General features: G+C 72.5%; 12 protein-coding genes. 6 read left to right on the top strand and 6 right to left on the bottom strand.

Annotation, left to right across the window (positions count from 1 at the left end):
* The first annotated feature begins 79 nt into the window (after positions 1-79).
* Positions 80-1,063: a DUF5995 family protein gene (locus ETU37_RS06470; RefSeq protein WP_129986430.1), complete on the top strand. Its 984-nt coding sequence runs from the start codon at positions 80-82 to the stop codon at positions 1,061-1,063.
* Positions 1,064-1,072: 9 nt separating this feature from the next.
* Entirely contained in the window at positions 1,073-3,367 is a 2,295-nt protein-coding gene (locus ETU37_RS06465) for an ATP-binding protein (protein ID WP_129986429.1), read from the top strand.
* A 40-nt stretch (positions 3,368-3,407) separates the two neighbouring features.
* On the opposite strand, the gene ETU37_RS23100 is transcribed toward ETU37_RS06465, so the two are convergent.
* Positions 3,408-3,764 (bottom strand): STAS domain-containing protein, encoded by a 357-nt coding sequence (locus ETU37_RS23100; RefSeq protein ID WP_165372427.1) that lies wholly within the window; start codon positions 3,762-3,764, stop codon positions 3,408-3,410.
* 268 nt (positions 3,765-4,032) lie between these two features.
* Here ETU37_RS23100 and serA point away from each other — a divergent pair, with 268 nt between their 5' ends.
* From serA to ETU37_RS06440, 4 genes are all read left to right on the top strand, one after another.
* Entirely contained in the window at positions 4,033-5,226 is a 1,194-nt protein-coding gene (serA, locus tag ETU37_RS06455; RefSeq protein WP_129986427.1) for a phosphoglycerate dehydrogenase, read from the top strand.
* A gap of 47 nt (positions 5,227-5,273) precedes the next feature.
* Entirely contained in the window at positions 5,274-5,699 is a 426-nt protein-coding gene (locus ETU37_RS06450) for a hypothetical protein (RefSeq protein WP_129986426.1), read from the top strand.
* A 62-nt stretch (positions 5,700-5,761) separates the two neighbouring features.
* A complete protein-coding gene (locus ETU37_RS06445) occupies positions 5,762-6,052 on the top strand; it encodes a hypothetical protein (protein ID WP_129986425.1) in 291 nt (96 codons plus the stop codon).
* Between the two features lie 196 nt (positions 6,053-6,248).
* A complete protein-coding gene (locus ETU37_RS06440; protein ID WP_165372426.1) occupies positions 6,249-6,668 on the top strand; it encodes an FUSC family protein in 420 nt (139 codons plus the stop codon).
* 15 nt (positions 6,669-6,683) lie between these two features.
* Here ETU37_RS06440 and ETU37_RS06435 read toward each other — a convergent pair whose 3' ends face one another.
* From ETU37_RS06435 to ETU37_RS06415, 5 genes are all read right to left on the bottom strand, one after another.
* Positions 6,684-7,106, bottom strand: coding sequence for a DUF6069 family protein (locus ETU37_RS06435; RefSeq protein ID WP_129986423.1), 423 nt, complete (start codon positions 7,104-7,106; stop codon positions 6,684-6,686).
* Positions 7,103-8,110: an RNA polymerase subunit sigma-70 gene (locus tag ETU37_RS06430; RefSeq protein ID WP_129986422.1), complete on the bottom strand. Its 1,008-nt coding sequence runs from the start codon at positions 8,108-8,110 to the stop codon at positions 7,103-7,105. Before ETU37_RS06430 ends, ETU37_RS06435 begins: the two co-directional genes overlap by 4 nt.
* Before the next feature lie 67 nt (positions 8,111-8,177).
* Complete coding sequence (locus tag ETU37_RS06425; RefSeq protein ID WP_276319673.1) at positions 8,178-8,870, bottom strand: MadR family response regulator transcription factor; 693 nt, start codon at positions 8,868-8,870, stop codon at positions 8,178-8,180.
* A gap of 1 nt (position 8,871) precedes the next feature.
* Positions 8,872-10,332, bottom strand: coding sequence for a MadS family sensor histidine kinase (locus ETU37_RS06420; RefSeq protein ID WP_129986421.1), 1,461 nt, complete (start codon positions 10,330-10,332; stop codon positions 8,872-8,874).
* Positions 10,329-11,531: an iron-containing alcohol dehydrogenase gene (locus tag ETU37_RS06415; protein ID WP_240755574.1), complete on the bottom strand. Its 1,203-nt coding sequence runs from the start codon at positions 11,529-11,531 to the stop codon at positions 10,329-10,331. The genes ETU37_RS06420 and ETU37_RS06415 overlap by 4 nt, the downstream gene beginning before the upstream one ends.
* Between the last annotated feature and the right edge of the window lie 88 nt (positions 11,532-11,619).

Below are 11,619 nucleotides of genomic sequence, written 5' to 3'. Positions count from 1 at the left end.
TCGGGCTAGACAGTGGGGGCGTCGGCGTGCCTCGTGGGCACAATCACTAGGCATCGCGCTGCCTGGGGAGGGAGTCACGTTGTCCGCCAAGTTCGTGCGTCGTGCCCGATGGTCGGGTGGAGTCCTGACGGGGGTGCTGGTGGTCGCGCTCGTCGCGGTCGGGCCGGTCGCGTCGGCGTCCACCCAGCCCAACGTGGCGTGGTCGTCGTACCTCGCAGGCTGGACCGAGGAGTTCGTGCCGACCAGCGAGAACGCCTGCGTCGCCGGTCGCGACCCCTGTCTCAAGGCGACGCTGAAGGAGCTGTCGCGGATCGCCGACCCCACCGCAGAGGGATGCTCGCACGACGCGATCTTCGCCCGTGCCTACCTGCGCATGACACAGACCTACCGGTGGAGCCGGGACATCCCCGGCTACTACGAGGACGTGCCGTTCGCCAACCACCAGGACGCCGTCTTCGCGAAGTACTACACCGACGCCTACTACGCCTACCGCTCGGGTGACCGCGCCTCGGTGCCCGAGGCGTGGCGCATCGCCTTCGACGCCTCGCGCGACAAGCAGGTCTCCGCTGCCGGGAGCCTGCTTCTGGGCATGAACGCCCACATCAACCGCGACCTGCCGTTCGTGCTCGCCGGGGTCGGGCTCGTCGCGCCGGACGGGTCGTCGCGCAAGCCGGACTTCGACGCGGTCGAGAAGTGGCTCTACACCGCCACCGAGCCGCTGCTGGCCGAGTTCGCGGCCCGTTTCGACGCCACCGCCGACGACGCGAACGACCCGCTCGGACTCGGCAACCTCACCATGTTCCAGGTCGTCTCCGGCTGGCGCGAGGGCGCCTGGCGCAACGCCGAGGCGCTCGTGTCGGCGCCGACTCCCTGGGCGCGTGCCGTCGTCGCCGCGTCGATCGAGGCCGAGGCTGTCTCGACCGCGCAGACGTTGCTGGCCACGGAGTCGTATGCGCCGCCTCTCTCGTCGTCGGTTCCGCGGGACCAGTGGTGCGCCGCGCACCAGGACGACGCGCCGCCGCTGTCGTACGACTTCGGTCCGGCGAAGCCGTACGGCTACTAACCGGCTCTCATGCGGCAACCGACGCAGCAACCGAAGTCCCCTTCGTGGCCGGCCGCGGTGGCGGCGCGTCCGGCTGATGCTCTGCTGGGACGCCGCCAGGAGCTCGCCGACCTGCGACGCACGCTGGGGTCGGCCCGGCTGGTCACGCTCTCGGGGCCGGGTGGGATCGGCAAGACCTCCCTGGCGCGCGCCGCCGCAGCCGACTACCAGCGGGCTCACCGCGAGGACTCGTGGGCCGTCGACCTCGCCGATCTGGTCGATCACCACCTCGTGGGGCACGCCGTGGCGGGCGCGATGGGCGTCCACCTGGCGTACGGCTCCGCGGGCGCCGGTGACGTCGCCGCGGCGGTCGCCGACCGTGTGGGTCTCCTGGTGCTCGAGGGTTGCGAGACGATGCTCGAGGCGGCGGTGGAACTGGTCTCGGCCCTGCTCACCGAGGCACCTCGGCTCCGGGTGCTGGCCACCTCCCGGCGGGCACTCGGCGTGACCGGTGAGGTCGTCGTGCAGGTCGGGCCGCTGGCGGCCGACGAGGCGCAGGCGCTCTTCGCCGCCCGGGCGGCGGCCGCGCTGCCGTCGTTCCGGCTCACCGAGGACAACGCCGCTGCCATCGGAGGGCTCTGCGAGGCGCTCGAGCGGGTGCCACTCGCCGTCGAGCTGGCGGCGGCCCGCGTCCCGGTGCTGTCACCCCAGGGCATTCTCGACCGACTCAGCGACCGTCAGCGACTGCTCACCAAGGGAGCGCGAGACGCGCCGGCCCGCCAGCGATCCCTGCGCGCCTCGCTCGAGGCGAGCAGCGACCTGTGCACCCCGGACGAGCGGACGCTGTGGGCCCGGCTGTCCGTCTTCACCGGAGGATTCCCCCTGGAGGCCGCCGAGGCGGTGTGCGCGGGCGAGGGCATCGACGGTGGGGACGTGCTCGACCTCGTGGACGGACTTCTCGAGAAGTCCGTGCTCACCCGCGAGGACGACGGGGCGTCGTACGTGCGCTTTCGCCTGTCGGAGCCACTGCGGGAGTACGCCGCCGAACAGCTGACCACCGAACATCGGGAGATCGGCAGGGATCGGCATCTTGCGTGGTACGCCGACCTGGTCCGAGCCGCAACCGGCGCGGACCAGGCCGGCGCGGAGCAGCCCGGCTGGTACCGCACCCTGCGGCGCGAGCACGGCAACCTGCGCGAGGCACTCCAGCACGCGGTCGGCGATCCCCGGCACGCGGTGCAGGCCCTGGAGGTGGTGACCGCTCTGGAGCCGTACTGGACGGCGACCGGGCGGCTGGGCGAGGCCCGGCACTGGCTGGCGCGCGCGTTGTCGGTCGCCGCGGCGGAGGCGAGCATCCGTGCTCGCGCCCTCGCGATGGCGGGCTGGATCGCGACGGTGGAGGGGGACGCGGCGACCGGCCGGTCGATGCTGGACGAGGCCGAGGCGCTGCTGGCCGGGGACGCCGACGACGACCCGGTCCGCGCCCACGTGCTCCTCGCGCGCGCCATCGAGACCCTCTGGCGCGGCAGTCCCGCCGAGGCGCACACGTCGGCCGAAGCGGCCGTGACCGTCGCGAGAGCCGCGGACGACCGGCCGTTGGAGTCCTCGGCACTCCTGGTCCTGGCACTGTGCCGCGGCCTCGCCGGCGACCTCGACGGCGCGCGTACCACGCTGCAGGGATGTGTCGACCTGACCGAACCTGCCGGAGAGGTCCACCTGCGCTCCTACGCGTTGGCGGCGCTGGGCACGCTGTCCCTGCTGCTCGGCAACCCGGGCGAGGCCGCCGAGCTCGAGCACCGGGCGCTCGCGATGAAGGCGGACCTCGGTGACCGCCTGGCCGTCGCCTACATCCTCGAGGCGCTGGCGTGGGCGGCCCCCGCCGAGCGGCGGACCGAGCGCGCCGGGACCTTGCTCGGCGCCGCACAGGCCCTGTGGCGGCACCTCGGAGTGGACCCTGACGCGGTGTCCTGCCTGTCGGCGACCCGGCGGCGAGCCGAGAAGCTGGGCAGGATCGACCGGAGCGACCCTGGCTTCCGTGCGGCGTTCCGCCGAGGTGCCGCGCTGTCCGACGAGGAGGTGCTCGCCTACGCGCTGGAGACCCCGGCCGCGGAGGCGCCGGAGGAACAGGTCACCCTGACGCGACGGGAGCTCGAGGTCGCCCGCGTCGTGGGTGCCGGGCTCCCCAACCGTGAGATCGCCGAGCAGCTCGGGATCTCCCAGCGCACCGTGGAGACCCACGTGGAGAACATCCTGCGCAAGCTCGGCTTCGGATCGCGCACCCAGGTGGCCGCGTGGATGGTGGATCGGCAGGTCAGGGAGCGCTGATCCTGGTCCGCCACCCGCGGTGCGACCGACCGCGTGATGGTCAGACCAGCGCGGACCTGCTGGCTGGAGCCGCCGTCGACAGCCTGTCCGTGATCCCGCAGAGACGCATCATCCGCCGCAGGAACGGGGTGGCTCGGACGACGGCGACCGACCGGCCCTGCGCCTCGTGGATCCTGCCGAAGGTCAGCAGCGCGTTGAGGCCGGCGGCGTCACAGAACGTGAGCTCACGCAGATCGACCAGGACCTTGGTCAGATCTGGCCGCGACGACCAGCTGTCACAGGGCATCTCCACTGCGCTGCACAGGTCCAGCTCCCCCCGGAGGTACAGGCGCAGGCACGGAGGACTCGGGACCAGCAGGATCTGCAGGAGGTCGGATCGCTGTAACGGCTGGTGCATCGCTGTGTCCCTCCCAGGAACTGCGCATCGGGCTGCCCCGTCGATCTCGATCGTGGCGCACCCGCGACGATGCGGCCTCCGCACGACTACGGAGATCCCTACGTAACTCGTGCGCGAGTCACCCGGCACACACGACCCGGTCACGTGCGGCTCGCGTGACCCGGTCGGGTGGTGGTCGGTCACGGCGGGCAGCTCGCGCTTCGTCCTGCCGTTCCACGCCGGTACCGCCCGTCCGGAGGGCCTCCTCGGTCCCCCTACGGTGGTGGCCATGAAGGCTCTCGTCCTCGAAAACATCCATGCGGCCGCCGTGGAGGTGCTGGAAGACCGCGGGTACCAGGTGGTGACCCACCCGGGCGCCATGTCCGAAGCAGAGCTGGTCGAGTCCCTCTCCGACGTCAACCTGCTGGGCATCCGGTCCAACACCAAGGTCACCGAGCGCGTGCTGGACTCCGCTCCGCTCCTGGAGGCCGTCGGCTGCTTCTGCATCGGCACCAACCAGGTCGACCTCGCCGCGGCGGCCGAGAAGGGCGTGGGCGTCTTCAACGCTCCCTACTCGAACACGCGTAGCGTGGTCGAGCTCGTGATCGGCGAGATCATCGCGCTCACCCGACGACTTCCCGAGAAGACCCAACGGATGCACGACGGCGTGTGGGACAAGTCTGCCCGGGGAAGTCACGAGGTGCGTGGCCGCACCCTGGGGATCGTTGGCTACGGCAACATCGGCACCCAGCTGTCGAACGTCGCCGAGGCGCTGGGGATGCGCGTGGTCTTCTACGACAAGGCGGACCGGCCGGCCCACGGCAACGCTCGCCGCATGACGTCGCTCGCGGAGCTCCTCGGCGTCGCGGACGTGGTCAGCCTGCACGTCGACGGGCGACCGGGCAACGCCGGGCTGTTCGGCGCGGACGAGTTCGCGGCGATGAAGCAGGGCGCCCTGTTCCTCAACGCCTCACGCGGCATGGTCGTGGACTACGACTCGCTGCGCGACCACGTCGTGTCCGGGCACATCGCCGGCGCGGCGGTCGACGTCTTCCCCGTCGAGCCGAAGGCCCAGGGCGACTCCTTCGAGTCCGTCCTGCGTGGCCTCGACAACGTCATCCTGACGCCCCACATCGGAGGCTCCACCCAGGAGGCCCAGGAGGAGATCGGTCAGTTCGTGGCGCAGAAGCTCGCCGGCTTCGCCCTGGAGGGCAGCACGGCGTTGTCGGTGAACCTCCCGGCGGTCCTTACGCCGCCGCTGGACGCCGGCCACCGGCTCGGCCTCCTCCACCACAACGTTCCGGGGGTGCTTGCCCACCTCAACGCCGTCTTCGCCGCCGCGGGCGACAACGTCGTCGACCAGCACCTCTCCACCAAGGACCACCTGGGCTACGTCGTGTCCGACGCGACCCAACCCCTCTCCTCGGAGGCGATCGAGCGGCTCCGCGACTCGGAGCACTGCCTCTGGGTGCGCACCTGGTAGTGACGTGACCGTGGGTGCGGTGCTCCACTGGTCGCGTGCGATTCGAGGTGACCACCCACGCTTCACCCGAGCAGGTCCGACAGGCCCTGACCGACTTCACCGATCGTCGGCTCCAGGTCTGGAACCGCACGCTCGACCCCACGACGTACGAGGTGCGCGAGCTCGGCGACTCGTGGGCGGTGGCTCGCGAGAGCACGCCCGGCTCGCCGTTCTGGGTCGTGGCCCGCTACGACTGGTCCGACCCCGCGGTGGTCAGCTGGACGGTGGTCGAGAGCAGCTACGGCGGTTCCGGCACCGGTTCGGTCCGGATCGGACCGAACGGCGACGCAGGCAGCCACCTCCAGGTCGAGTGGACCTACACCGACGTCCGCCGCACCCGGGACAAGGTCATGCTGTTCCTGATCCAGCGCTATCCCATGAGCCACCTGATCTCCCGCATGTGGACGAGTGCGCTGGACCGCCACGCGCGCTGACCGGAGGTCTGGTCCGGCCACCGGCGACGTCCGCGCCGGCACGCACCTCACTCACGTTCGGGGTGCGCGACCTCGTCCACGTGCGGCCGGCTCCCCCCGGAGGCCACCGCGTCGCCCTGCGGGCCGGGCTCAGTGTCGCCGTCCCGCTCCTGACGGTCGTCCTGATCGATCGCGCACCGTGGGCGATCTACGCGGCCTTCGGCGCGTTCACGTCGTTGTACGGGCGGAACCACGTGCACCTTCCCCGGGCGGTCATGCAGGCCACGACCGGCCTTGCCCTGCTCGCCTCCGTGATGCTGGGGGCCGTCCTCGCGGCCGTCGACGCCGGCGCCCGCCGGGCCCGCTGTTCCTGATCTTCGCCTTCGGGACGGTCGCAGCGGCCCCCCGGTGGCTGGTCGGACCTCCCGGCCGCCGTCGCCGTCACGACGGCCAGCGCCGCGTTCTCGCTGGTCGTGGGCAACGTCGACGCCCTCGCCCGGCGCACCCCAGCCGGGCCGTCCCAGCCTCCGGTCGCCTCGCCCGGTCGACTCACTGAGGTACGTCGTCGCCGTGGGCGTCGCCGGTGCTCTTGCCGCCGCCGTGGGCATCGGTCATCCGTGGTGGGCGATGGTGGCGGCAGCCGCTCCCCTGAGTGCTCCGGGCCGCCAGCACCAGGTTCTGCGCGCCGGGCACCGCATCGCCGGCACCACGCTCGGGCTCCTGCCCGCCGCGGCATTGCTGAGCCTGGGCCTCGAGCCAGTGCCGATCGTCCTGGTGGTCGTGGCGCTGCAGGTGGTCACGGAGCTTCTCGTGCCTCGCAACTACGCGCTCGCCCTGCTGTTCATCACGCCGATGGCGCTGCTGATGGGGACGGTCGCCGCCCAGCCGTCGACGCGCGCCCTGATCGTGGACCGCGGCGTCGAGACCGCGATCGGCGCGCTCGTCGCCATCACTCTGGTGGTCGTCGAGCACCGGCACACGACCAAGTAGGGCGTCGGCCCGGCGTCAGAGGCGTCGGGCGAGGACGGGGATCATCACCGTGGCGGCGATGAGGTGCAGCCCCATGAGTGCGAGCGTGGTGGCGGTGTCAGCCTCGGCGAGCAGGGGCGGGACCAGCGAGACCGCGGTCAGCGACACGGTCGTCCGGACGAACCGCCGAGCGGGGCGAGCGCTCCATCGCAGGAACGCCGCGGCGAGGAGCACGCCCACGACCGAGAAGACGCCGGTCACGAAGGCGAACCCGGGCAACGGGATCGGCACGCCGCTGCCGGCGGGCACCTCGAAGGTGACGCCGAGCGCCTCGGCGAGGGCGGCGGCGAGGGTGGTGGCCGCCATCGCCGCGAGCACGCCGAGGAGGCCTGCGCCGAGGAGCCGGCGAAGCCGTCGCGCGTAGGTGGCGGGTGGGCTCGGCACGGTCGCGACGCTCATGACGTCACCCCCGAGCCGTCGGCCGGCAGGCGCTCGGGCAGGCCGAGGCGCGGGAACCGGTCGGCGTGGAAGATGAAGACCTCGGTGACGGTCCCGCCCGAGATGCGCAGGACGTCGATCGTGAGCGGCACGAACGCCTCCGCGCTCGCGTTCCAGATGTAGTAGGCGACGGCCGGCTGCCGGTTCACGGAGGTGGGGACGGCGCGCAGCTCGGGGAGGTCCTCGAAGCCGTCCGCGACCCAGTTGGCGACGACGGCGTCGCGACCGACGTACACGCCCGGAGTCGGCGGCATCGAGAATCGGACGTCGTCGCGCAGCATCGTCGCGACGGTGGTGACGTCCTTGGCCAGGCTGGCGTCGGTGAAGCGGCGCACCAGGTCCCGTGTCGCGTCGTCGAGCTCGCCGCCGGTCCAGTCCTGCCGCTCGGCGGGCAGGTGCTCCCGCATTCCGGCACGGGCCCGCTGGAGCGCGCTGTTCACGGAGTTGACGGAGTCCCCGAGCAGGTCGGCGACGTCCTTGGCCGGCCAGTCGAGCACGTCGCGCAGGATGAGGACGGCGCGCGGCCGGGGCGCGAGGTGCTGGACGGCCACGAGGTAGGCGAGCTCGATCGTCTCGCGTGCGACGGCGACGGACTCCGGCTCGTCGACGTCATCCGTCGGCAGCTCGTCGAGCAGCCGGTCCGGGTAGGGCTGCAGCCACAGCACCTCGCCGCCGGTCGCGGGCTCGGGCCGGCGCTTGGCGAGCAGTTCGAGGCAGGCGTTGGTGGCGATCTTGTAGAGCCAGGCCCGGAACGTCGACCGCCCCTCGAAGGTCTCCCGCCGCCGCCAGGCGCGCAGGAAGGTCTCCTGCACGGTGTCCTCGGCGTCCTCGAACGACCCGAGCATGCGGTAGCAGTGCACGTGCAGCTCGCGCCGGTGCCGCTCCGCCAGACCGGCGAACTCCCGCTCGCCGACCTCGCCCAGACTCTCCACGCTCGGCTCCTCCGGCCGCGTCGTCACGGTCATCGCGTCATCCTTCCGTCTCGGGGTGTCACCCGTATGACGGTGGGAGCCGCGAGAACTCATCACCCGGTCAGATGACGCCCATCTTCGAGGCCTCGTAGACCGCCTCGGCCCGGCGCGAGACGCCGAGCTTGCGCAGGATGTTGCCGACGTGGAACTTCGCGGTCGTCTCGGAGATGTAGAGCTGCTCGCCGATGTCCTTGTTGCTCAGCCCGCGCGCGAGGAGCTTGAGCACCTCGCACTCGCGCGAGGTGAGGTGCTTGGACTCCTCGACCGGCGGCGCGTTGAGCCCGCGCACCATCGCGGCGGCGCTGCGCGCGTCGAACGCGCTCTCACCGCGCGACACGTCGCGGATCGCGCGGATCAGCGCCGAGGTGTCGACGTCCTTCACGACGTACCCGCGGGCGCCGGCACGGATCGCCGCCAGCACGAGCCGCTCGTCGAGGAACGTCGTCAGCACGAGCACGCCGAGCTCGGGGTAGCGCTCGACGAGGGCGGCGCAGAGCTCGAGCCCCTCGGTGTCCGACGAGGTCGACAGCTTGAGGTCGAGCAGGACGATCTGCGGCCGGGCACGCTCGACCACGGCCAGCGCCTCGGCGGAGCTGGACGCCTCCGCGACCACACGCAGGTCGGACTCGCGCTCGAGGATGCTGCGCAGGCCCTGCCGGACGATCGCGTGGTCGTCGACGAGCATGATGCCGACGGCATCGGGTGCGTCGGCGGTCCCGTCGGAGCGGGAGTCGGTGGGGGTCAGGGTCGCCACGTCAGGCCTCCTGGTCGACGTCGGTGCTCGCGGGCCGGCCGGTCCCGACGAGCTCGTTGATGATCCCGCGGCGCGGGTTGGCCGGGAGCGGAAGCGGGACGCGCATCTCGACGCGCACCCCGCCCAGCCGGGCGCGGCGGAACGCGACGGTCCCGCCGAGCTCGACGATGCGGGTCTCGATGTTGGCCAGGCCGCGGTGCCGCCCGTCGGGCGAGCCGCGCCGCTCGACGCGGAGCATCCGGCTCAGCTCGGCCGGCGTGCCCTGGCCGTTGTCGGCGACGGACACGAGGATCTCGTCGGTCCGGTACCTCAGGCGTACGGCGGCCCGGGTGGCGCGCGCGTGGGTGGCGACGTTGAACATCGCCTCGCCGACGGCCCGGGCGATCTCGTGGTCGGCATCGTTGCCCAGCATGACCACGTCGCCCTCGACGTGCAGCCCGACGTCGAGCTGCGGCCGGTGGTGCTCGGTGACCTCCTGCAGCAGCTCGGGCAGCGTCGACACGGTCTCGCGCGGCGTCTGGTGCAGCGCGTAGATCGCGCGCCGCAGCTGGTCGACGGCCTCCTGCGACAGCTTCTTGGCGGTCTCGAGCTGCTCGAGCACGCGCCGTGCCCCCTCCGGGCTGCCGTCGCGCGCGCCCGTGGCGTAGGCGTCGACGTCGCCGCGCGCGACCTCGACGGCCATGCCGGCGGAGAGGACGTACTGGGTGACGCTGTCGTGCAGCTCGCGGGCGATCCGGTGCCGCTCGGCGTCGAGCAGCTCGCGCTGGTGGGCGAGCACGAGCCGCTGCTCGGCCTGCCGCAGCTCGCGGGTGCGCTCGGCGAGGTGCTGGGCCTGGGCCGTCGCCTCGTCGTACAGCCGCTGCGCGCGGCGGTGCAAGGTGAGCCCGGCCTGGTACTGCTCCGACGTGTGCAGCGACACCGCGGCCTGGTTGGCCAGGATCCGCAGCACCGACAGGTCGCTGGGCTCCGGCTGCACCTCGAGACCGTGCAGCCCGGCGAGGCTGCCGACCTGGCGACCCTCGAGGCTCATCGGCACCCGCACCCAGCGGCTGTCGTCGAACGCCCGGACCGCGTGCCCGGCCCGGATCGCGCCGAGCTCGCGGCGCACCTGTCCGGGCAGCTCGCCGTCGGACCCGAACACCTCGCCGGTCGCGTCGACGACCAGGAACCGCGGCCGGGCACCGGTGAGGTGGCCGTCGCCGAGGGCGAGGATCGTCCACTCGGCCTCGAGGTGCTGGGCGGCCGCGCGGGCGACTTCCTCGAGCAGGCCGCGCGGCCCCTCGACCGTGCGGACCAGCGCCCGCGAGATCGAGTCCATGGCGCGGACCGCGCGCTGCAGCCGCTCGTCGGAGCGGACGTACGCGCGGTAGTAGGACCGCTTCCCGGAGCGGACGCCCGTCAGCGTGACGAGGTCCGGGCGCTTGGGCCCGGGACGCTCGTCGCCGACGGGGTCGCTGGTCACAGCGCGGCCCGGAAGAGGGTCTCGACGTCGTGGCCGTCGGCCGCGCGCGGGTTGGTGGTCAGGCACGCGTCGTCGAGCGTGGTGAGGGCCAGCCGCGGGATGTCGGCCTCGCTGACCCCGAGCGCACGGAGGTTCTTCGGTACGCCGACGTCGTCGGCGAGCGTGCGGACGAGGTCGGCGAGCAGCTCGGCCGCCTCCTCCCCCGGCATGCCGGACACGTCGAGCCCCGCCGACTCAGCGAGGTCCACGAAGCGCTCGGGCGTGGCCCGTGCGTTGTAGCGGATCACGTGCGGCAGCAGGACGCCGTTGACGACGCCGTGCGGCGCGTCGAGCAGGCCGCCCACCTGGTGGCTCATCGCGTGGGTGGCGCCGAGGATCGCGTTGGTGAACGCGAGGCCGGCGTTGAGGCTGGCCTGCGCCATCTTGGCGCGTGCCTGCTCCTCGCGCGGGTCGTGGATCGTGGTGCGCAGGTTGCCGCAGACCAAACCGACGGCGCGCAGCGCGTGGAGGTCGGCGAGGGGGTTGTGGGCGAGCGAGACGAACGACTCGACGCCGTGCGTGAGCGCGTCGAGGCCGGTCGCGGCGTTGAGCCACTCGGGCATCGTGACCAGCAGCCGCGGGTCGGTGATCGAGATGTCCGGCACGAGCGCGCGGCCCATGATGGTGATCTTCACCGAGCGCTCGGTGTCGGTGACGATGCAGAACTGCGAGACGTCGGCGCCGGTGCCCGAGGTGCTCGGGATCATCAGCAGCGGCGGGATCGGGTTGGTCACCTGGTCGACACCGGCGTAGTCGAGGATGTCGCCGTCGTTGCCGGAGAGGATCGCCACGCCCTTGGCCGCGTCGATGCACGAGCCGCCGCCGATCGCGATGATGACGTCGGCCGCGGCCTCGCGGTAGCAGGAGTACGCCGCCCGGATCTCGCGGTCCTTCGGGTTCGGCGTCACCGAGGACCAGACCACCGGGCGCAGCCCCGACTCGCGCAGGTGCCCGAGCAGCTCGTCGACCCAGCCGGCCTCGATGATGCCCGGGTCGGTGACCACGAACGGCCGGCGCGCACCCAGCCGGCCGGCCGCGAACCCCGCCTCGCCGAGCGAGCCGACGCCGAAGACGATCTCCGGGGCGTGGAACTTCACCAGCTGAGGCGGCTCCGGTGCGTGCGCACGCGGCGGCGGCACCGGGGTGGTCGGAGAGGTCACGTGGGGCCCGATCGGAAGGGTGGTTGACGTCACGGTACCCCTGCCTCTCCACGCTCGCAGCCGCTCGGGCCGGCGCTGGAGGCCGACC

It is taken from the genome of Nocardioides iriomotensis (assembly GCF_004168035.1).
Lineage (GTDB): Bacteria > Actinomycetota > Actinomycetes > Propionibacteriales > Nocardioidaceae > Nocardioides_B > Nocardioides_B iriomotensis.
This window is presented reverse-complemented; position numbering and strand designations above follow the sequence as displayed.